The organism is Neobacillus sp. FW104-15D2 (assembly GCF_058790155.1).
Map to the genome: position 1 here is coordinate 167,995 of NZ_JBYTCJ010000003.1, position 21,632 is coordinate 189,626.

The 21,632-nt window shown below is 39.8% G+C and carries 25 protein-coding genes and 2 riboswitches; of the genes, 4 read left to right on the plus strand and 21 right to left on the minus strand.

All coding sequences use genetic code 11. The features are described 5' to 3' along the window. Positions 1-219: 219 nt before the first annotated feature. The 18 genes from AC3WR0_RS04240 to AC3WR0_RS04325 form a co-directional block, all read right to left on the minus strand. The gene (locus AC3WR0_RS04240) at positions 220-360 is read right to left on the minus strand and encodes a YuzK family famiily protein (RefSeq protein WP_492551126.1); all 141 of its coding nucleotides are present in this window, start codon (positions 358-360) and stop codon (positions 220-222) included. Between the two features lie 169 nt (positions 361-529). Beyond that, complete coding sequence (locus AC3WR0_RS04245; protein ID WP_027320611.1) at positions 530-898, minus strand: carboxymuconolactone decarboxylase family protein; 369 nt, start codon at positions 896-898, stop codon at positions 530-532. Between the two features lie 395 nt (positions 899-1,293). Next, positions 1,294-2,127, minus strand: coding sequence for a methionine ABC transporter substrate-binding lipoprotein MetQ (gene metQ / locus AC3WR0_RS04250; RefSeq protein WP_492551127.1), 834 nt, complete (start codon positions 2,125-2,127; stop codon positions 1,294-1,296). A gap of 14 nt (positions 2,128-2,141) precedes the next feature. Beyond that, positions 2,142-2,810, minus strand: coding sequence for a methionine ABC transporter permease (locus AC3WR0_RS04255; RefSeq protein ID WP_492551128.1), 669 nt, complete (start codon positions 2,808-2,810; stop codon positions 2,142-2,144). Further along, on the minus strand, positions 2,803-3,828 hold the full coding sequence (locus AC3WR0_RS04260) for a methionine ABC transporter ATP-binding protein (RefSeq protein ID WP_492551195.1): 1,026 nt from the start codon (positions 3,826-3,828) through the stop codon (positions 2,803-2,805). The genes AC3WR0_RS04255 and AC3WR0_RS04260 overlap by 8 nt, the downstream gene beginning before the upstream one ends. A 137-nt stretch (positions 3,829-3,965) precedes the next feature. Further along, a riboswitch (SAM riboswitch) is annotated at positions 3,966-4,074 on the minus strand. 121 nt (positions 4,075-4,195) lie between these two features. After that, positions 4,196-5,512, minus strand: coding sequence for an O-acetylhomoserine aminocarboxypropyltransferase/cysteine synthase family protein (locus AC3WR0_RS04265; RefSeq protein WP_492551129.1), 1,317 nt, complete (start codon positions 5,510-5,512; stop codon positions 4,196-4,198). Positions 5,513-5,581: 69 nt separating this feature from the next. Next, positions 5,582-5,687, minus strand: a riboswitch (SAM riboswitch). 72 nt (positions 5,688-5,759) lie between these two features. Beyond that, positions 5,760-6,110: an SCP2 sterol-binding domain-containing protein gene (locus AC3WR0_RS04270; RefSeq protein WP_492551130.1), complete on the minus strand. Its 351-nt coding sequence runs from the start codon at positions 6,108-6,110 to the stop codon at positions 5,760-5,762. A gap of 158 nt (positions 6,111-6,268) precedes the next feature. Beyond that, on the minus strand, positions 6,269-7,534 hold the full coding sequence (locus AC3WR0_RS04275; RefSeq protein ID WP_492551131.1) for an MFS transporter: 1,266 nt from the start codon (positions 7,532-7,534) through the stop codon (positions 6,269-6,271). A 356-nt stretch (positions 7,535-7,890) separates the two neighbouring features. Then, positions 7,891-8,238 (minus strand): thioredoxin family protein, encoded by a 348-nt coding sequence (locus tag AC3WR0_RS04280; RefSeq protein WP_492551132.1) that lies wholly within the window; start codon positions 8,236-8,238, stop codon positions 7,891-7,893. Then, positions 8,210-8,563 carry a ribonuclease M5 gene (locus AC3WR0_RS04285; protein WP_027320618.1) on the minus strand — a complete coding sequence of 118 codons (354 nt, stop codon included), beginning with the start codon at positions 8,561-8,563 and terminating at the stop codon, positions 8,210-8,212. Before AC3WR0_RS04285 ends, AC3WR0_RS04280 begins: the two co-directional genes overlap by 29 nt. A gap of 167 nt (positions 8,564-8,730) precedes the next feature. Further along, positions 8,731-8,967 carry a YusG family protein gene (locus tag AC3WR0_RS04290; RefSeq protein ID WP_492551133.1) on the minus strand — a complete coding sequence of 79 codons (237 nt, stop codon included), beginning with the start codon at positions 8,965-8,967 and terminating at the stop codon, positions 8,731-8,733. A gap of 320 nt (positions 8,968-9,287) precedes the next feature. Next, positions 9,288-9,923: an FMN-dependent NADH-azoreductase gene (locus AC3WR0_RS04295; protein ID WP_492551134.1), complete on the minus strand. Its 636-nt coding sequence runs from the start codon at positions 9,921-9,923 to the stop codon at positions 9,288-9,290. A 462-nt stretch (positions 9,924-10,385) separates the two neighbouring features. Next, positions 10,386-10,523, minus strand: coding sequence for a hypothetical protein (locus AC3WR0_RS04300; RefSeq protein ID WP_196814292.1), 138 nt, complete (start codon positions 10,521-10,523; stop codon positions 10,386-10,388). A 169-nt stretch (positions 10,524-10,692) separates the two neighbouring features. Further along, positions 10,693-11,076 carry a glycine cleavage system protein GcvH gene (gene gcvH / locus AC3WR0_RS04305; RefSeq protein ID WP_027320621.1) on the minus strand — a complete coding sequence of 128 codons (384 nt, stop codon included), beginning with the start codon at positions 11,074-11,076 and terminating at the stop codon, positions 10,693-10,695. Positions 11,077-11,157: 81 nt separating this feature from the next. Further along, on the minus strand, positions 11,158-11,514 hold the full coding sequence (locus AC3WR0_RS04310; RefSeq protein WP_027320622.1) for an arsenate reductase family protein: 357 nt from the start codon (positions 11,512-11,514) through the stop codon (positions 11,158-11,160). A gap of 248 nt (positions 11,515-11,762) precedes the next feature. Beyond that, on the minus strand, positions 11,763-13,547 hold the full coding sequence (locus AC3WR0_RS04315) for an acyl-CoA dehydrogenase FadE (RefSeq protein ID WP_492551135.1): 1,785 nt from the start codon (positions 13,545-13,547) through the stop codon (positions 11,763-11,765). Positions 13,548-13,617: 70 nt separating this feature from the next. Next, positions 13,618-14,793, minus strand: coding sequence for an acetyl-CoA C-acetyltransferase (locus AC3WR0_RS04320; protein ID WP_492551136.1), 1,176 nt, complete (start codon positions 14,791-14,793; stop codon positions 13,618-13,620). 59 nt (positions 14,794-14,852) lie between these two features. Next, positions 14,853-17,237, minus strand: a complete 2,385-nt coding sequence (locus tag AC3WR0_RS04325; RefSeq protein ID WP_492551137.1) for a 3-hydroxyacyl-CoA dehydrogenase/enoyl-CoA hydratase family protein — start codon at positions 17,235-17,237, stop codon at positions 14,853-14,855. Between the two features lie 220 nt (positions 17,238-17,457). Between AC3WR0_RS04325 and AC3WR0_RS04330 the strand changes: the two genes are divergently transcribed. From AC3WR0_RS04330 to AC3WR0_RS04340, 3 genes are all read left to right on the plus strand, one after another. Continuing rightward, positions 17,458-17,592, plus strand: a complete 135-nt coding sequence (locus tag AC3WR0_RS04330; protein WP_081679976.1) for a YuzL family protein — start codon at positions 17,458-17,460, stop codon at positions 17,590-17,592. Between the two features lie 220 nt (positions 17,593-17,812). Continuing rightward, complete coding sequence (locus AC3WR0_RS04335; RefSeq protein WP_027320626.1) at positions 17,813-18,091, plus strand: hypothetical protein; 279 nt, start codon at positions 17,813-17,815, stop codon at positions 18,089-18,091. A 31-nt stretch (positions 18,092-18,122) separates the two neighbouring features. Next, positions 18,123-18,467, plus strand: coding sequence for a spore coat protein (locus AC3WR0_RS04340; protein WP_027320627.1), 345 nt, complete (start codon positions 18,123-18,125; stop codon positions 18,465-18,467). Positions 18,468-18,643: 176 nt separating this feature from the next. On the opposite strand, the gene AC3WR0_RS04345 is transcribed toward AC3WR0_RS04340, so the two are convergent. Further along, complete coding sequence (locus tag AC3WR0_RS04345) at positions 18,644-18,892, minus strand: DUF2573 family protein (protein ID WP_492551138.1); 249 nt, start codon at positions 18,890-18,892, stop codon at positions 18,644-18,646. Positions 18,893-19,008: 116 nt separating this feature from the next. Continuing rightward, entirely contained in the window at positions 19,009-20,178 is a 1,170-nt protein-coding gene (locus AC3WR0_RS04350; protein WP_492551139.1) for an FtsW/RodA/SpoVE family cell cycle protein, read from the minus strand. Positions 20,179-20,237: 59 nt separating this feature from the next. Here AC3WR0_RS04350 and AC3WR0_RS04355 point away from each other — a divergent pair, with 59 nt between their 5' ends. Beyond that, the gene (locus AC3WR0_RS04355; RefSeq protein WP_492551140.1) at positions 20,238-20,474 is read left to right on the plus strand and encodes a hypothetical protein; all 237 of its coding nucleotides are present in this window, start codon (positions 20,238-20,240) and stop codon (positions 20,472-20,474) included. Positions 20,475-20,819: 345 nt separating this feature from the next. On the opposite strand, the gene AC3WR0_RS04360 is transcribed toward AC3WR0_RS04355, so the two are convergent. Further along, positions 20,820-21,608 (minus strand): DUF4931 domain-containing protein, encoded by a 789-nt coding sequence (locus AC3WR0_RS04360; protein WP_492551196.1) that lies wholly within the window; start codon positions 21,606-21,608, stop codon positions 20,820-20,822. Positions 21,609-21,632: the final 24 nt, after the last annotated feature.

Below are 21,632 nucleotides of genomic sequence, written 5' to 3' on the forward strand. Positions count from 1 at the left end.
GTTTCATGTATGGGGAAAACTGTCTCCATAGGGTGAACCTTATAAGGATATCCGACACAAATGTATTTAGAGAGATGAAGTACATCTTTTTATAATGGCGAATCCCTTTGTCCTTCATGGCATCCAAGTAGAATCCACGAGTCTCAAGCCCTTATGTAATAAAGAAAGCCAGTGAGGGTTCACTGGCTTCCGTATTTCTTCATTATTATATATTAATCATTAAAGATGAACTTTTCTGTCTAAATCAGCAACAATCCGCTGACTTTTCAAATAGTCTTTTTCCCTTTTTTGCTCAACTTCCATTCTGACATCCTGCTGTCGGCAATACACCTCATATCCGATTCCATGAGCAGTATGCATTGCCTTTTCCATTTCAGCTGTGTAATTGAGATTAAGACGACTAATTTTAAACGCTTCCCTTCTGTTATTAAAAGTATGGTCTTTATTTCATTACCCTAAGAGATTGAATAAAAACGCAAATAGGGAAGAAAGTGCTGCCAACTTTTGGCATAGGGAAGATATTCTAACATTATTGTTTTAACTGATTAAAGTCACTCATGGCCTCTTGGACAAGTGTCACAGCCTGGCTCATTGCTGCTCCGCCGCCAAAGGCTGCCGTTACACCAACTGCTTCAAGGACTTCTTCCTCGGATGCTCCTTCATCTAAACAGCCCTTTACATGATAAATAATACAGTATTCATCCTGGGAATACAGACTTATACCAAGGGCAATTAGCTGTTTTTCTTTTTTAGAAAGTGTTCCTTCTTTAAAGCATTCTTCTGTAAAAGCATTATAGTGTCTTGCCAGCTCAGGCATTTTTTGTGTAAAGGTTCCAAGTCCTGCTTTGTATTCATATAATGCTTCTTCTGTTGAGTTTCTAGGCTCAAAATGTTCCATTTCACACACTCCTACTTTAAGTTTATCAAAATTAGTATGCAAAATTTTAGATAGTACTATTCCCTGAAAAGCGAAAAGCGCTCGTTCTGCGAAGCAGCTGATAAGAGGAGCCATCTTGAATATTGCCTTTCCAAAAGTACTGCCAGCACTTTGCAACGAGCTGAACATTTGCAGCTCCGATTATGCTATAGTGCAGAAAATTCCTCTGACTTATCGCAGGGAGGGCGGGATGGAAACTAGCTGCACCAAGTATCAACCTAAAGGTCATACTTGATGCAAAATACTCAAGGAAGCTTTACAGAGATGAAAACTCGCTGGGCGCTGGAACTAGACAATTTAAACTTTATAATTTCTTAATAAAAAAGCAGGCATGGGATGCCTGCTTTTCAACTTTATTATTCTGATACAGGAACAACTGCCCCTTTGTATTCTTTAAGGATGAAGTCCTGAATTTCTTTTGAGTGAAGAACGTTAACAAGTTCTTTAATTTCTTTTTTGTTTTCATCACCTTTGCGAACTGCAATGATATTCACATAAGGAGAGTTTTTGTCTTCAATAGCAATGGAATCTTTTAAAGGATTTAATCCTGCATCAATAGCGTAGTTAGAGTTGATAAGAACCGCGTCTCCCTCGCCGTTGTTGTAAATTTTAGGAAGAAGTGAAGCTTCATACTTTGTATCAAATTTAAGATCTTTAGGGTTTTCAACCACATCTTTAACAGTTGCAGTAGTTTTATCAATGCCTTCTTTAAGCTTAATTAATCCTTGTGCTTCAAGTAATGAAAGCAAACGGCCATGGTCAGCTACAGAGTTGCTCATGATTAAATGGGCACCTTTTGGCAGATCATCAAGCTTCTTATACTTTTTAGAATAAACACCGATTGGCTCGATATGAATTCCGCCTGCAGAAACAAAATCATAATTGTTTTCTTTGATTTGAGCTTTTAAATAAGGAATGTGCTGGAAGTAGTTCGCGTCAAGTTCTTTTGATTGTAATGCTTTGTTTGGAAGTACATAGTCCTGGAACTTTTTGATTTCTAAATCGATTCCTTTTTTAGCAAGGATTGGTTTAGCTTTTTCAAGAATTACTGCATGGGGCACGTTTGAAGCTCCAACTACTAATTTTTTATTGCCATCTTTACTGCCTTCTTTTTTATCCCCTGAAGTTCCGCATGCGGCAAGAACAAGTGCCAAGGATAATGCTAAAAGAACATTTAACCATTTTTTCATTTTTTCTGTCTCCTTTATCTTTTATCTATTTTTGAAGTGATGATGTCACCTAAAAACTGAATAATAAATACAATTATTAAGATAATGATTGTCGCAATCAGTGTAACATCATTTTGGTTACGCTGATATCCTTCTAGGAAAGCAAGATTCCCCAGGCCACCTGCACCAATAACGCCAGCCATTGCTGTGTATCCAACAAGGGCAATCGCCGTAACTGTGATACCGGATACGAGTGCAGGCATGGATTCCGGAAGTAATACTTTAAAAATAATAGTTGATGTTGATGCACCCATTGATTTAGCTGCTTCAATTACACCTTTATCGATTTCTCTTAAGCCGATCTCTACCATCCTTGCATAGAATGGTGCTGCACCTACGATCAAAGCCGGCAATGCAGCATTTTCCCCAATCATGCTTCCAACTAGAATCGTGGTAAATGGTATTAAAAGGACTATTAATATAATGAAAGGAATGGACCTGAAAATATTCACAAAAGCACTAATTATAGTGTTAACAGCCTTGTTCTCCCAAAGATTATCTTTCCCTGTCAGAAATAATAATAACCCGAGAAGCATTCCGAGAATAAATGTCGCTACTACTGAAATAGCTGTCATGTACAAAGTTTCTGTCGTTGCGGCCCACATGCCCGGCCAATCTATATCCTGAAAATACGGCTTATCCATTTCTGATCACCTCCACTCCCACCTGCTGTGTCCCGATGAATTCAATGGCTTTTGCTATTTCATCCTTTGACCCATCAAGATGAATAAAGAGTGTACCATATGACCCACTTTGTGTTTGTGAAATTTTGCCTTGAAGTATATTAACAGTAACATCAAAGTGGCGGATTAGACTTGTAATAACAGGCTTTTCAGCTGATTCCCCAACAAATGTTAATTGAACAATTTCACCTGAATGGTATTGTTCCAGTAAGTGTTCAACCGTTTCTTTAGTTTCCTCAGGTTCTGTGACCTGTTGAACAAAGCGTTTCGTAATAGGCTGCTGTGGGTTCTTAAACACTTCAAGAACTGAGCCCATTTCAACAATACGGCCGCTCTCCATTACTGCAACTCTATGGCAAATCTTACGAATAACATGCATTTCATGGGTAATAAGAACAATTGTTAACCCGAGTCTTTTATTAATATCCACAAGCAATTCAAGTATAGAATCAGTTGTTTGCGGGTCAAGTGCAGAGGTTGCTTCGTCACAAAGAAGAACCTTAGGGTTATTCGCAAGTGCTCTGGCAATACCAACCCTTTGTTTTTGGCCACCACTAAGCTGTGATGGATAGCTATCCTCACGGCCTTCAAGGCCTACAAGCTTTATGAGTTCATCAACCCTTTTAGCACGTTCCTGCCCTGCGACACCTGCAATTTCCAGCGGGAATGAAATATTTTCACGTACTGTTCTGGACCAAAGAAGGTTGAAGTGCTGAAAAATCATGCTAATTTCCTGTCGGGCTTTGCGCAGTTCGCTGCCTCTGATCTTTGAAACTATCCGGCCGGCAACAGTTACGGAACCTTCCGTTGGAAGCTCTAATCCGTTCAGCATGCGGATTAAAGTACTTTTTCCTGCACCGCTATATCCAATAACGCCAAAAATCTCACCTTCGTTTATTTCCACATTGACATTATCTACTGCGTTAACATTCCCCTGTTTAGAGGAATAAATCTTTCGTACGTTTTTTATCGAAATCAATTGATTCACCTACTTCTCTTCCATGTTTTATGACACTAAAAATAATAATTCATTAAGTATAGGATTCGGCTTAAGCAGCAGAAAAATGCAAAAATGCCTTTCTGCACAGGCAGAAAGGCATGATAAACAAGTCCTTTCTCCCATCTCCCAAAGCAAAGCTTTGTGTGAATTGGCACCATTTCAATAAAAACATTGACGGTTGCCGGGCTTCATAGGGCACATTCCCTCCACCTCTCTTGATAAGAGTAAATCGAATCTATTCAGTTAAGTATTAGGCTAAAAGAATTACGTTTGCTATCGTAACATGGAAAAGAAGGGGTGTCAACGAAAAAACGACAAAATTCTACCTTCCATTAATTTCATGCCTTTAGGATCTTACAGCCCGTGATATAAGACCAGTAGCTGCCTCAATAGCTGTCTCAAGGTCCTCAATTAAGTCGTCAGCATTTTCAATCCCTATTGATAATCGAATGAGATCCTCAGAAACTCCTGAAGCTTTTAATCCCTCTGCATCAAGCTGCTGATGGGTAGTACTGGCCGGATGGATGATCAAGCTCTTAGCATCTCCAACATTGGCAACATGAGCCCAAAGAGTAATTGAGTTAATGAGCTTAGCACCTGCCTCTCGACCTCCTTTTGTTCCAAAGACGACTACAGAACCTGCTCCCTTTGGCAAATATTTTTCAGCAAGCTCTTTATCAGGATGTTTGGAATGTCCTGGGTAGGATACCCACTCCACCGCAGGATGGTTTTCAAGGTAGGCAACTACCTTTTGTGTGTTTGCCACATGCTCTTTCATACGTACATGGAGTGTCTCCAGTCCAAGAGTAAACTGAAAGGCATTTTGCGGACTTAGTGCCGGTCCAAGGTCCCTTAAGAGCTGCACTCTCGCCTTCACAATATAGGCTGCTGCCCCAAGAGCTTCAGCATAAACAATGTCATGGTAGCTTGGATCAGGTTCAGTAAATCCAGGGAATTTTGGTGAGTTCCAGTCGAATTTCCCTCCATCAACAATAACCCCGCCCAGTGTAGTTCCATTCCCCAGCAGCCATTTAGTAGCTGAATGAACCACAATATCGGCTCCATATTCAATTGGTCTGCAAAGATAAGGAGTGGCAAAAGTATTATCTACAATAAGAGGAACTCCTGCTTCGTGGGCAATGCTCGCCACTTTTTCAATATCAAGAACGCGAAGACTAGGGTTGCCGATAGTTTCTGCAAAAACCGCCTTTGTTTTATTGGTTATAGCTTCCCGGAAATTCTCCGGATCCTCAGGATTTACAAACTTGACGTTAATGCCGTACTTTGGCAAAGTTGATGCAAATAAGTTATAAGTTCCGCCATATAAGGTAGAAGCTGAAACAATCTCATCTCCTGCTTGCGCAATATTTAAAATAGCCAGTGTAATAGCGGCCATTCCACTTGCAACCGCCAGTCCTCCTACTCCGCCTTCCAATAAGGCAATCCGTTCTTCAAAAACAGTTACAGTCGGATTATGAATGCGGGTATAAATATATCCAGGCACCTTTAAAGCAAATAAATCTGCTGCATGATCAGTACTTTTAAACTGGTAAGCATTATTTTGGTAAATTGGCACTGCGCGTGCCCCATTCACAGGATCTGGTGATAGTCCTCCGTGAACACTTAATGTTTCAAACCGATAAGCCTTTTTTTCATTACCCATCTTCCATTCTCCTCCCGTTGACATCACATAAAAAACAAAACCCCCGCTTCATAAGAAGAGAGGGCACTCTTCTTATCTTCCAAAGCATAAAAATGCTCTGCTGGATTTAGCACCGTGTTAAATAACCGGTTGCCGGGCATCGCAGGGCCAGTCCCTCCGCCGCTCTTGATAAGAGTATTTATGTAGTTGTCAGTATTTATTGAATAGTTAAATAAATATTATAATATTTAAAAAAACTCGTCAATCTTTATTTTTCCTTTTGGGATACTGCTAGGAAAAAGATAGATTCAAGCCTTAACATGCTTCTAAAGGAAGCATTAACTTTTAGTTTTCCTTTTTTTATTAAATCTCTAAAAGTTGCTTTGCCCGTAAATAGTTCCTGCAGGGATTCCTCACTTCCATATATTACAGTTCCTTCAGAAATATCAGTCTTAGGATTGTTTATCACTATCTTGTCTCCTAAGGACGTAAGCGAAAAACTTTTATTAATATTTTCTACTTGAAAATGGACGGGAGCGGAACTTCTATTCCAATATAAATCTGCTAAATATTTTTTCCCCTCAAGTTCCTCAATAAATTTTTGCAGCGCTTCGATCATTTTGGTCACCCCTGCAAAATTAATTCATCAGATGCTTTCCATTTTCCTTTAATATTTCTTCGACAGTTATTTTATTTTTGGATATAAAAAGACAATGCCGTACAGTCATTCGGCATTGTCAAACATTTCCCGAGAAATATGACATGATTTTCTCTACTTTACACTGCTTTGACGGAAACTGTCTTTTTTCCCGGATGGATCATTCCCCTAAAAACTAGTAAGAAATAGGTTGACCCAATAAGATAAAGAACTGCTGTTATGCAGAAGACATAAGCATATCCCCAGTATGACCCATATTCAGAAACCACTCCCATCGAAACAGGTCCCATCAGCGCCCAGCCAAGGTTAAAAACCATCTGATTGATCGAATTTCCAAGCCCCTTAACCGAATCATCGACCTTTTCCATCATCAGAGAGGATTGGATAGGATTCGCTGCATTCATTAGTGCCTGTCGAAATAGGAAGCCAAGAGCAGCAATCCATAAATGGTGAGCAAAAGCGGTTAGCAGGAGAAAAGGAAGAGACGAAAGCTGAAGAAATACAACCGCTCTTACCTCCCCTACTCTTTTTACAACCTGAGGGCCTATGATCATAGCAAGAGCAGTTGCCGCCTGGCCAAGAGAAATGATTAAGCCTATTGCAGATGTAGGAGCAGAAAAACGGTCGGCAAAATAAAGATTTAAATAAGGAATAACCAGACCCGCTCCAAAGCCAATTAATAATTGGGACACTGCAAAAAGAAAAATCATTTTTAGTCCATTGCTCTTCCAGTTTAGCTTTCTCACAGGTTCAACTGCTTTTCCCTCGGACTTCACTGGCAGCTTCTCCTGGAACTTAGACGCAGGAAAAGCCCCTACGAGAAAAATAAGAGCCCCGATTATTAAGGTTAAGCGGATGCTATTTACATCATTTAAAAATAAGGAGAAACCATCATTTAAAAAGCCTCCCAACAGGTTTCCAATTACGTTTGCACCCGTCATTAACGCGAAATGAAGGCTAAATAAATTAACCCTCTCTTCAGCCTTCGAATTTTCGGCCATCCAGGGAATCCCTGAAACTTGAGAGAAAGCCATAGTGAGGCCGCCCGCAAAAGCAAGGAAAACCAAAGAATCCTGAACAGCCATTACACTTCTTAACAATAGAATAAGGCCCGAAACCACAATACTGTAAAAAATAACTTTTCTTCTGCCAAACCTGTCACTAATTAAACCAGCAGGAACCAGAATAAGTGCTGTTGCAAGTGATGCCATCGAAATGATCTGTCCATTAACTGTTTCAGGCATACCCAGCTTTCTAATATAAAAATTATAAATAACCATAAAAACGCCCATGCCAATTTGAGTTAATATATTTGCCATAAAGCTGAGTTTAATGTTTCGATTATATCCACGGAATTGTGTTGTTAAGCTTTGATAGAAATGCATAAATCATCCGCCCCTTAGAATACTTCGCCTCCCTAAATATAACCCGGTTAGGAACAAAATGTAAATAAAGGAATTTCATTCTTCATAAAAATTTTAAAACCATAGAACAAAAAAGATGAAAGGATCATCACAGTGTAAAGGGGGCCTGTTGATTTCGTTCCTAAGCACTCGCTCTCCGCGATGCGGACAGTCCACCCTAATTTAAAAAGATAGCCAACTGGACATGGGGTGGGCCAGTATTACCTATGAGTTCTTGAATTAGAATGGTAAAATCCATTACAAAAAGAGGGTTCGGAATAAAGATTCCGAACCCTCTTTTGTCGTCACACGGAAACAGATTAAAGTATCAACTGTTATTAATAAATTAATTTTTTAATTTTCTCCACTAGGTATGGTACCGAATGAAAGGCATATATCCTTTCTAGTACCTCGCCATCCTTTATAAACAATAAGGAGGGTACACTTTCTATGGAGAGGCTACGGGCCAGGTCAGGGACATAATTTGCGTTTAACTTTCCGATTGACAAGACAGGCATCAACTCAGATATTACAAGCAGCATTTTCGAAGCTACCTGACAAGTTCCACATAAAGGAGTATAAAAATAAACAAGTCCTGTTGAGCCGTTTTCCATAAATGAAGTATATTGTTCTTTCGACCATTCATCCATGACGGCTTTAACCTTCCAAAAACTTGGTATGGACATCTATATTTGCCCCTAAAAGGACGGTTGCCAGATGATTCTGCGGTGCAGTAGCAACTTCCCGATACATCCTGTCAATGTATAAATGTTCTGCCTCGGGAATCTCCCTTTTAAATCTTTTTCGCAATTTTTCTCCTGCCTCATCGGCATCAAGGAGAATATAAACATCCTTGTCTTCAAGGAATTCAACCAATTCGTCGAGTCTTGTCATGCTGATGGTTCCATTTGTACAGATTATTTCAACTGGTTCTTTTACGATGCTTTTTACCTTCTTTTTATCCGATGTGCCTTCAACAATAATGACCTTATCAACATACTCATCATTCATTAACATCACCCAAATATAGTAATGGCCAGCCCCGATAATCGAATTGAATCGTACTTTAGCATATTCAATGTCCGACAATATGTGTAATAATTTAGCTGTGTATGTTTACTATATCATCATTGTCCAAACATGAGTAGAAAGTTGCTTATCTCGGGGACGGCTGTATTCTAACACCATCCACCCTCATCACAATCAGTATACCGCGCATCTCGGCCCTCAGACACTGTTACATTTTGATAAATCTTTGATTGGTCCGCTTCAAAATGGTGTTCCAGTTCATATTGTATATTTTCAGGAAGCTTAATTTTTCCGATAGGGCTATTTTCAAGCAGGAGTTCAATTTCTCCATTCTTTATTTTCCCGACAATACGATCAGTAACATCAATTTTATCCTGTTTTAACATCTCTTCATCCACCCTTCCTGACTTTATGTAGGTTTAGCTTTCCCCCTTTTCACTCAGAAAGTATGGTAATAATAAGAAAAGCTTTTCAGCTGTAAACGAAATAAGGATTAGAAAAACTGCATTCGCCAAGTCCTTTTGGCGGATGCCTTAGTTTTACTTATCACGTTCAAATCGGCACATCCTCAAAAAAGCTATGCTTTTTCTTCGTGCGATGATAATGCTGACGAAGCCTTCCTTATCCTGTCCGTCATGCGTTCAGAATTTAGGGATATAAATTCTAATTACCTAAAAAAAAGAGCCCTGCGGCTCTTTTTAAATTATTAGAATGTCTGTGCAAGGTCTTTCGCACGTGCAATCCCGTTTTCTTTAATTTCCTGTGCTTTTTCTGGCATTGCAGCTTGACCTTCGATAAATAATCCTTCAAAGGAAGGCACTCCAAAGAATTGCATCATAATGGACAGATAACGGTGTCCCATTTCCATTTCAGCAGCTGGACCTTCTGAATAGATGCCTCCGCGTGCTTGAATATGAAGTGCCTTTTTGTCGGTCAGCAATCCAACAGGGCCTTGTTCAGTATATTTGAAAGTTTTTCCTGCAACAGCTACTGAATCCATATATGCTTTCATAACTGGAGGGAAAGAAAAGTTCCAGAAAGGTGTTACAAATACAAATTTATCTGCTGCAACAAACTGTTCACTTATTTCAGCCAAGCGACTCACTTTTGCTTTTTCGGAATCTGATAATTCTTCAAAAGCAGAGCCTGAACGAAGTTTACCCCAGCCGCTAAAAACTTCGGCGTCAATTTGAGGAATATCTTCTTTAAAAAGGTCAAGATGAATGATTTCATCATTTGAATTAACCTCTTTATATGTGTCAATAAATGCCTTACCTGCTGCCATACTAAATGATTGAGTTTCATCATTTGGATTGGCAGTAATGTATAATACCTTTGCCATTTCGTATCTAGCTCCTCTTTTGTGCATAATCACTGTTGTGGGCACAAGCCATATTGTTTGAATTAAAGTATTTTTAATTCAAAGCAATATTACAGAAAAGAAATACTTTTTTCAAGGAAAATGCTTTAGAAAAACATGGCATTCGCCAAGTCCCTTTGGCGGATGCCCTAGTTTTACTTATCACGCTCAAAACGGCACATCCTCGAAAAAGCTATGCTTTTTCTTCGTGCGAGGCAAAGCTGACGTAGCTTTCCTTGTCCTGTGCCTTTCGCCTGACTAGGACATCGTGTCCTTTGTGCGTTCAGAATATAGGGATATAAATACTGATTAGCTAGCTAAAGATAACTCGGCAATTGTCGGGATTTGAGGCGATGGCATAGCAGTAATTGTCATTATGCGTTCAGAATTTCAGAATTTGAGGATAAAAAAAAACCTGCATTTAGCAGGTTCCTTCGTTATTCCTTATTCACCAGATAAATCATAAGGGTTGGCACCGAGGTTTTTTCTGATTTCATCAGTTAGTTCAAACACAACAGGTTCCTGTCCGTCATTGAATTCCGGATGAATACTTCCATCAAAATGAAGTGGTTTATTTTCCATTTAATCACCTCCATTTTCCTATAACTATTTTTATTATGTACATCCATTTTACTATATACTTGGTAAATTAAATACATATTATTTAGAAAATTTGTTACTTTCTACTTAGGTAAACTAAAAAAAGCGCCCATTTCCAAAAAGGAAAAGGAACGCTTTTATAAATCGTTTATTAGTCTTCTTTAGTCATTTCTTCGTATTGTTCTGCAGTCATAAGATTATCAATTTCGCTGCTGTCAGATGGCTCAATTACAACCATCCATGCTTTTTCATATGGAGATTCATTTACAAATTCAGGGCTGTCATTTAGGTCTTCATTTACTTCTACTACTTTTCCGCTGACTGGTGCATAAAGTTCGGAAACGGTTTTAACTGATTCTACACTGCCGAATGGCTCGTCAGCAGTTACTTCGTCTCCAACCTCAGGAAGCTCAACGAAAACGATATCTCCCAGCTCAGATTGAGCAAAATGAGTAATACCAACGCGAACTTTTTCTCCTTCAACTTTTACCCACTCGTGTTCTTCTGAATAACGTAAATCCTTTGGTGTTGTCATTGAAATCCCTCCACTGTTTCGTTTAATAAATCTATCCTTATAAATAGATAGCCTGAGTTAGTGCTTACCGCCAATAATAAATTAAAGCCACTTTTGCTCATATTCCTCTAGTTTAAAGCCAACAGTCACCTTATTACCGTCAGTCAAAAGGGGACGTTTGATTAGCATTCCATCAGAGGATAGCAGGTCCAAAAGTTCTTCCTCGGACGCTGAAGCAACTTTATCCTTAATACCTAATTCGCGGTATTTTTGACCGCTGGTATTAAAAAACTTCTTTAATTCCAGACCGCTTTTTTTATACAGTTCCTCTAGCTCATTGCGAGAGGGAGGATTGTCCACAATATGTACTTCATTATAAGAAAGCTCGTGCTCATCAAGCCACTTTTTTGCTTTCCTGCATGTGCCGCATTTTGGGTACCAGTAAAAAGTTAATGCCACTTCTTCACCATCCTCTATTTTCTCAATGGGACTTACTCAATATGAATATTATCATATCAGCTTTTAAATTCCTAACAAAAGAAGTACTCTTTGAAACCGTATTCGTGGAAATACCACTATAATATTTTCGATCCTTCTAAAAAAATTCCTGCTCACAAGAAAGGAAACTTTTCTGTGCTTAGAAAATGAAAGGCTCCCTTCAGAAACAGGGAGCCTTTCAAGGCAGTATGCCTATTTTAAGCTATGAATTAAACGACAAAACGTTCCGCTTCAATCAGTCTATCGGCAGCTTCACGTTTTTTCGCAATTACATTAATTGGTGTAAAACGGGTAAACTTGCGCAGTGAAGATATTAGCATACGAAGAGTGTCTCCTTGCTCTACCGCCACTAAAGTTTCCTTAGCATGCTGCTCGATTTCATTAAATGCTTCTTGGCAGAAAATTTGAGTGTAGAGAAGCTTTTGCTGGTTCTTCTCAAGCCCTGACTTTTGAATAGCCTTTTCAGTACGCAGTACAACTGATTCCATTGCATATGCATTAGAAACAATATCAGCAATGTTTGAAAGGATTTCCTGCTCTTTTTCAAGCGCTTTTCCGAACTTTTGTGCAGCTAAGCCAGCAGCCAATAAGCCAATTTTCTTTGCATTTCTCACTAAGTACTTTTCTTGGGCAAGCGGCTCATCCCCTGGCTCTTCCGGCATCATCATCATTAACTCTTCTTGAAGGGCCTGTGCCTTTTGGAATAATGGCAGCTCGCCTTTAAATGCTTTTTTCAGGAAAGTACCTGGAACTAATAGTCGGTTGATCTCATTCGTTCCTTCAAAAATACGATTGATACGGGAATCACGGTACGCTCTTTCTATTTCATACTCTTGCATAAAGCCGTATCCGCCGTGGATTTGAACGCCTTCATCCGTTACGTAGTCAAGAACTTCACTTGCAAAGAATTTATTTAGAGAGCACTCGATTGCATACTCTGCAATGGAATTTGCAACTAATTTGATATCCTTTGCTTCTTCATTGGAAAGTTGGCCCTGGTTATTTTCAAACAATCCAATAGTGCGGTAAACAGAACTTTCAGCCGCATAAATTTTCGAAGCCATTGTACCGAATTTTTCTTTTGTTAAATTGAATTGAGAAATCGGTGTTTTAAACTGCTGACGGCCGTTGGCATATTTAACAGTAATTTCAAATGCCCGTTTAGAACCGCCGACTGCGCCTACCCCCAGCTTGTAACGTCCAATATTTAAGATATTAAAGGCAATAACATGGCCCTTGCCATATTCACCTAATAGGTTTTCTTTTGGCACTTTAACATCTTCCAGAATCAACGTACGAGTGGAAGAGCTCTTAATACCCATTTTCTTCTCTTCTGCTCCTGTTGAAACTCCTGGAAACTCTCTTTCTACAATAAATGCCGTAAAGTGCTCACCATCAATTTTCGCATAAACTACAAATACATCCGCAAATCCAGCATTTGTAATCCACTGTTTTTCACCGTTCAACACATAATGAGTGCCTTCTTCATTTAATCTGGCAGTTGTTCTTGCGCCAAGAGCATCAGAACCTGAGCCTGGTTCAGTTAGTGCATAGGCAGCAAGCTTTTCACCAGAAGCCAAAGCCGGAAGGTACTTTTTCTTTTGTTCTTCATCTCCAAATAAAACAATAGGAAGTGATCCGATACCTACATGGGCACCATGAGATAATGAGAAGCCGCCTGCTCTGGACATTTTTTCAGTAATTAGTGCTGAACTTACTTTATCGAGCCCTAAACCTTCATACTCCTCCGGAACGTCTGCTCCTAATAAACCAAGTTCGCCTGCTTCTTTTAATAGCTTTACAGTGCGGTCAAACTCGTGTTTTTCAAGATACTCTACCTGTGGAATAACTTCATTCTCCACAAAGTCATCTGTTGTTTTAGCAATCATTTTTTGTTCATCCGTAAAATCCTCAGGAGTGAACACATTCTCATAAGAAATATCCTCTATTAAAAAGCTTCCGCCTTTAATCAACTTTTCTGTTTGGTTTGCCATTATTTGACCTCCATTCTAATTTTAAGACTTACACTTCCAGCAGCAGTTTATCTGCTCCAGAAGAAAATACCTAAAGAAGTTCAAACACGCCTGCAGCTCCCATTCCGCCGCCAATACACATGGTTACAACACCAAATTGCACATTCCTTCGCTTCATTTCATGAAGCAGGGTCAGTGTCAGCTTTGCACCTGAGCATCCAAGCGGATGTCCGAGCGCAATGGCACCACCGTTTACGTTTACTTTTTCTTCGTCTAGTCCTAGCTCCCTCATTACCTGAATGGACTGAGAGGCAAATGCTTCGTTAAGTTCAAACAGGCCAACGTCAGAAATTTCCAGCCCGGCAAGCTTCAATGCTTTTGGGATAGCTACCACTGGGCCTACCCCCATAATTTCAGGAGGGACTCCTCCAACTGCAAAGGATCTGAATTTAGCCATTGGCGCAAGTCCAAGCGAGTCCGCTTTTTCGCGGTCCATTACCATCACAGCTGCTGCACCATCACTTGTCTGTGAAGAATTTCCGGCTGTAACTGATCCAGTAATGGAAAATGCCGGGCGAAGTCTTCCAAGTGTATTTAGGTTTGTATCAGGCCGAACTCCTTCGTCCTGAGTGAATTGAAGTGTTCTTTCAACCAGCTTGTTGTCTTTTCCAACTGAACGGAAAGCAACATCAACTGGAACAATTTCATCTGCAAATTTTCCTTCCTGGATTGCTCTCACTGCCCGCTGGTGGCTTCGTACCGCAAATGCATCCTGGTCCTCGCGGCTGATGCCGTATTTTTTTGCTACCTGTTCAGCTGTGTGTCCCATTCCCATGTAATATTCAGGAGCAGCTTCAGCTAATCTGATATTTGGCCGGGTAACATGGCCCATCATTGGCACAAGGCTCATAGACTCTGCTCCACCGGCAATGATCGTATCGGATTGGCCCAGCATAATTCTCTCAGCCCCGTAAGCAATTGCCTGGAGACCAGATGAACAATACCGGTTAATCGTAATGGCTGGAACTGTATGTGAAAGTCCTGCAAGTGCTCCAATATTACGCGCCATATTTAATCCTTGCTCAGCTTCCGGCATGGCACAGCCAATTATTAAATCATCAATATTTCCTTCATAGTTACCTGCACGTTTTAAAGTTTCTTTAACTACAAGTGCTCCCAGATCATCAGGACGAACTTGGGCGAGCGTCCCTTTTTTCGCTTTTCCAACCGGGGTTCTGGCACCGGCAACGATCACCGCTTCTCTCATTTCTGTCCCTCTCTTTCCTTCTATTTATCTGTAAATCTGTTATTCTTTTCATTTTGTAATTAATTACGTAAAGGTTTTCCTTTTAACAGCATGTGCTGCATTCTTTGCTGTGATTTTGGATCTGCAACAAGGCTTAAGAAAGCTTCTCTTTCTAAATCAAGAAGATACTGTTCATCCACTTCGGTACCGTATGGAACCTTTCCTCCAGAAAGCACATAGGCTAACTTTTTGGCAATTTTCAAATCATGCTCGGAGATATAACCAGAATAAAGCATAGACTGAGCTCCCAATAAAAGAGCCGCATAGCCTGATTCTCCGACTACAGGTACCTTTTTCCGCACAGGTGGCTTATATCCTTTTTCATAAAGGGCTAGAGCGGCCTGCTTTGCGTCATACAGTAAGTGGTCCCCGTTTACGCTGACCCCATCAGCAAGGTCAAGGAAGTTGTTTTGACGTGCTTCATCTCCTGAAGTTGAGACCTTTGCAGTAGCGATTGATTCAAATACTTTGTTAACAACCTTTTGCAGATCAAACTCTACACCGTTTGGCAGGTTTTCAAGATGCTTCATATAAAGCTCTTTATTTCCGCCGCCACCAGGAATCAGTCCCACTCCGACTTCAACCAGACCCATATAAGTCTCGGATGATGCCTGGATATGTGCAGCAGGAAGACAAACCTCTGCACCGCCGCCAAGGGTCATACCAAAAGGAGCAGCTACTACTGGCTTCGTACTATATTTAATTTTCAGTGCTGCCTGCTGGAAGTGTCGGACAACCATATCGAGTTCATATACATTGTCATCCTGAGCTTCCATAAGAATCATAGCCAGGTTTGCACCAACGCAGAAGTTTTTACCCTGGTTGCCGATAACAAGACCTTTATAATTCTTTTCGACCTCATCCACTGCAAAATTGATCATTTGGATAATATCAAGTCCGATTGCATTATTAGGTGAATGGAATTCAAGAAGGGCAACACCATCACCCATATCAATCAAGCTTGCACCGCTATTCTTTTTGATAACACCATTTTTCTGTTTCAATGCTTTAAGGTCAATAACCTTTGGATTAACCTCAATTGCTTTGTATTCGCCATTATCATAATATTGTAGACCGTTTTCACTTTCTTTATAGAAAGAGGTGAAGCCTTTTTCGAGCATTTCAGTTACCCAGGCCGGAACTGCCAAACCCGATTCCTTCATTTTCTGAACTGACCTTTCAAGACCAATGGCATCCCAAGACTCAAATGGTCCCTTTTCCCAGCCAAATCCCCATTTCATAGCACGGTCGATGGCTACAATGTCATCTGCAATGGTTCCAAGAAGCTCCGCCGAATATACAAATACCGGGCTGAAGATATTCCATAATAATTCGCCGGCACGGTCATCAGCGTATACAAGCGCTTTCAATTTGTTTGAAGTGCCCTTTTCCTGCTTGCTTAATTCAACGGCTGCTGTTTTTAGTTTCTTGCGAGGTCCGTACTCAAGAGTATTCGGATCCAGCTCCAATATTTCTTTGCCCTGCTTTAAAAAGAATCCCTGTCCTGATTTACTTCCCAGCCAGCCTCTTTGAAGCATCTCCTTCATAAATCCCGGCACTTCAAAAATTTCCTTCTCTTGTCCATCAACCTGCTCATAAACGTTGTTTGCAACATGAACAAAAGTATCAAGACCTACTACGTCAAGAGTTCTAAAGGTAGCACTCTTCGGTCTGCCAATCAGAGGACCTGTTACAGAATCAACTTCACCGACACTGTAGCCGCCTTTCAGCATTTCCTTTAATGTTACAAGCAGTCCGTATGTACCAATACGGTTGCCAATAAAGTTTGGAGTATCCTTAGCTAAAACCACACCTTTTCCAAGGACATCTTCACCAAATTCCTTCATGAAAGCTACCACTTCAGGAGAGGTATTCTTTGTTGGAATTACCTCTAAAAGCTTTAAATAGCGCGGTGGGTTAAAAAAGTGAGTACCAAGAAAATGCTTTTGGAAATCTTCCGTTCTTCCTTCTGCCATAGCTTCAACGGAGATACCAGAAGTATTTGAACTAATTATGCTTCCAGCTTTTCTATAATGATCAACTTTTTCAAAAACCTGTTTCTTAACATTTAGGTTCTCAACAACAACCTCAATGATCCAGTCAACTTCACTTAGTTTGCTTAAGTCATCCTCCAGGTTTCCTGCCTCAATTAATCCCAGGTTCTTTTTAAATGTTAGTGGAGCCGGTTTTTGTTTTAAAAGCTTTTGAATGGATGCTGCACTAATACGATTCCGGACTTGCTTATCTTCTAGGGACAGCCCTTTTGCCTTTTCATCTGCTGTCAGTTCACGAGGAACAATATCCAGTAATAAAGTTGGAATACCTATGTTTGCCAAATGTGCCGCAATCCCTGAACCCATAACACCCGAGCCAAGAACAGCAGCTTTTTTAATCAGTTGGATCACCTTTGTCTCCCCCTTCGACGCTTTTGAATGAACACTCATTCATTTTATATACAAAAAAAATTTCCTGGTTTGAATGAGCTTTGTTATTATAACTATAAAATATTTCAAAAATTTCCGCAATAATTAAGCGTGAAAAAATAAAAATTTTTAGAAAAGTGTTTTTTCTGCTTTCCGCTTTTTATTTTACACTTTTGGGAAGATTAAAAAACGGGGTGATAATATGGCAAGAATGAAGAAAAATCCTTCCAAGGCAGGGGTCAGTGCCGCTAGCGTTAAAGGAAATGCCGGCCCGACAGTTGAAGGAGATGGCGGCGGAAAAAGAAACAGCCAAAATAACCAGTACAAGAAAAGATAAAACTCTATTCCAAGATCTGCTTCAAGCACCTGTACCGCGACTATTATTATTTTATGTATGTAAATACAAAAATGGCCTGGCAAATGCCGGGCTTTTTCATTTTATTTTTATATGTCACAAGTTTATGTCCAATTTACCTAGCTGTATAGAAATTAGGCAATAACACAAACTAAAAAAGCAGTTACAACAAAGCAAATCCATTTATTCAGGAGGTACACCTATGCAGCAGCAAAATATGAATACGCAAAACCAGCAAGGTATCATGCAGACACCGCCTTCAGTCATTTCGTCAAAGGATGCTCTTTATGTAAACGACATGATGTCATGGAATTTACTCGCCGCTAAAAAAGCAAACTTCTTTGCTCAGCAATGTCAGGATCCCGAAGTTAGAGCAGAAGTTGAAAAATGCAGTGCGATGCATCAGCGCCACTATCAGCAAATCCTTGGACATCTTAATTCCCATTTAAATCAAAACCAATCTTCAGGAACCATGCAGTAATAAGCATCTAATAGCAGAAGGAGATATTAATATGAATCAAAATTCAAACCAGCAAAAAATTCAAAATCCGGAAACACAGATTCCAAAAACTCCGCAAATGAATGACCGTGATTTTATTAACGATATGCTTACTACTGAAAAGTATATGACTACTGCCTATTCAGTTGCGATGCATGAAGCAAGTCATGACGGATTATATCAGGATATCCTTTCTATTTTTAATGAAACCGAAAACTGCCAGCGTGACCTTTATAATGCCATGTTCCGCAAGGGCTGGTATAAAATTGAAGCTGCTGACCAGCAGAAGCTTCAGCAGGCTTATCAGCAATTCCAAGGGTATACAAATCAATTCCCAGGCGGAAGTAATATTCAATAAGAAGAGCGCAAGAGCACGTTCACCGAACTGTAAATCCTTCTCTAAATAGACACCCATGCAGCTGTGCGAACAGTTGAACATTCGCTAAGTCATGGCGCAGAGCATTTTCAAAAGGTTCTAGGCGCTGACGCTAGAAATAAAAAAAACGGGGATTAGCATAAGCTAGTCCCCATTTTTTATGCTTTTGATGAACGGTGCAGCTCATTTAATTCTTTTATTTCACCAATAAGAATCTTCATATTTTCTTTTGCTTCCGGGTACAGCCCGTTCCAATGTTTGGCAAGGGCCGGCATCGATTTGGCGATATGGGTATATAAAGCCCACATTTTCACCTTTTCCATTACTTCTGTGTCTGTTTTGCCAACCAGCAACTCGGAATACTTTTCAATCAGGGCATCAAACTGGCGGGAAAATTCTTCTTCCATTACGAACACCTCTCTTACTTTCTGCTAAGAAAGATTGTACCCTTCTCAAATTCAAACAACAAGTTTATCCGCAGTATACCAAAAACAGCATGCTGGTTTGGCATGCTGTTGTCTAGTTATGCTGTTGTGGAAAACATATATTTTTTGTAATGATAGCGAATGGAGAAAATAAGGCCGATGCCCAGCATATTCCCCATCAGCGAGCTTCCCCCATAACTAATAAATGGCAAAGGTATCCCCGTGATCGGCAGCAAGCCGATTGTCATACCGATGTTTTGAAAGACGTGGAAAGTGATCATGCTGATAACTCCTACACAAAGGTATGAGTAGAAATTATTTTTCGTTTCCATCCCGACCTTTGTAATATGGTAAATCAGCAAAAAGAACAAGCTGATTAAAATACTTGCACCAACAAAGCCAAATTGTTCGCCCACAACGCTGAAAATAAAGTCTGTATGGCTTTCAGGCAGATAAACGTCCCGATGCCCATAACCTTTTCCGCTCGTTTCGCCAGAACCAATAGCCAAAAGAGACCTCGTCAGCTGATATCCTGTAGAGCTTTGATTATTATAAGGATCAATCCAGGAATATATCCGGGCAAATTGATATTGCTGTACACCAAGGTATTTCTCCAATAAATCAGGCTGTGCTAAAACAAAGTAAAAAATAACCGATATAAAAAATACGCCTGTCGAAAAAATTGGAACAAGAATTTTCCAGGTTATGCCCGAGATAAAAATCATTCCAATCATAATTGCCAGGAATACAAGAGATGTTCCCAGGTCCTGTTTAATAATTAATGCGAGCGGAACCATTGTTACAATTCCCATCTTAGCCAGAAGCCAAAAGTCTGTCTGAAGGGTTTTTACCGGATTTTTATGATGGTGCTCATCAATTACCCTTGCAAGCCCGAGAATAATAAAGACTTTAACAAACTCCGAGGGCTGAAGTGAACCCAGGCCAGGAACCTTAAACCAGTTTTTCGCTCCATTAATCGTAGGAGCAATACTTGGTGGAGCAATAATCAATAATATCAAAAGGAATAAACCGAAACCGTAGGCATACCAGGTCAGTTTTTTTAGTTGATCCGAATCAAGGGTAATAACCCCCGTAATAATTCCGCCGCCGACAATATACCAAATGATTTGTTTCATTACAAAGTTTTCTTTATACTGCCCTGTTGCCTGTGCTGTGTAAATGCATAGACAGCTTGCTATAAACAGGAGAAACAGGATAAATACCAAATTATAATCAAGTCTTGGAGTTGTATTTTTATTAGAAGTCATGTCATTTAATTCTCCTTTATAACAAAAGGCGCAAGCGCCCATTAAGCGACGTATATCCTATGAAGAAGGCTAAAATCCCCACTTCCTCCAAAAAGCTAAAGCTTCTTCTTCGTGCGATGATTAAGCTGCCGAAGCTTTCCTTGTCCTATGGCAACGCCTTTCCGACCTGCGTCCTGCAGGCCTCCGCTTCGACTGAGATAAAGGAAACACGAAGAGCAAAGCATCTACCTGAAGAACTTCAGGAAATCACTTCTATGATTAGGCATCACGATGCATTGCGACGAGCTGAACAGTAACTTCCTGGGTATTTCTGTGGCGCAGAAGTACTTTCAGCGATTCGATGTTTACTTATCATAGGGAGAATGGAATGGCCACTAGCTGCACCAAGTATCACCTAAAGGTCATACTTAATGCAGGATACTTGAAGGAAGCTTTACAGAGATTAAAACTTGCTGGGCGCTGATCTAGATTCAGAAAATTTGTTGGAATTTTCTAAAATAATGCATGTTTTTAATATGCTTTTCTAAAAAATGAGAACCCAAAAAAGGAACCCGTACAATATTCCATTATATTTTTTCTGAGAGTAAATCACAACTTCTAATAGCAAATGGATTTTTTTACAATTTTAGTTTCCCGCCATATTAAAAAGAAATTCCTTTATTTACTTCCTCAGCGAAATAAATTTCCCTGATTTTCCTTGCCATCCAATCGAGGTTATTTGGTACCTGTGGAATGCCATAACCAATGTAGAGTGGAGTCGTCACAAACCGAGGAACAATTTTCGCATAAATCTTTTTATCTATATGATGGAAAAAAATATTATAGCTTGAGCATTTAAACGGGAAATGATTAAGGAGATAATGAACTGCTGTCTGAAGATAGACTCCAAAGTTCTCCTTATAATGAGAATCATCCATTTGAACATTTAATTCATAAAAACCAATTCTTGGCTTGCTTGATAGGGTAAAGACAACACCATTCTTTTCCTCAATCAATAACCCCTCAAAGCACTCCTGGTTAATATTTTCCCGGTAATTAATATCGTTCAATCCAACAATTTGCATATGCGGATGTGCCAAAGTCCCCCCTGACAAAGGGCCATGGTTTTTGAAGAATATGACGGATTCAAAATTCCTGCTTTCCTCCATTTCAATCCAATGTTTTAAACAAAACTGTAAAAGTTTATGTAATTGCTCCGAACTGTACATTGAAATCTCACCCTGGCAATCGTCCGTTTCAATTAAAACAGTCTGATAGGCATTCTCCAAAACTGGGAATTTATTTTTTAAAAGAATCATTCCCCCATCTTCCGAAATGATATCTGATAGCTGGCTTCTGTCACAAAAAGGGCAGGCCTGCTCTTTATTTCTGATATTCTCTGGTTTTTTAACCCCTATTGAAGTATTAAAAAAAAGATATCCGTTTCCCAATGTCAACTTCCCCTCCCCGAAAAT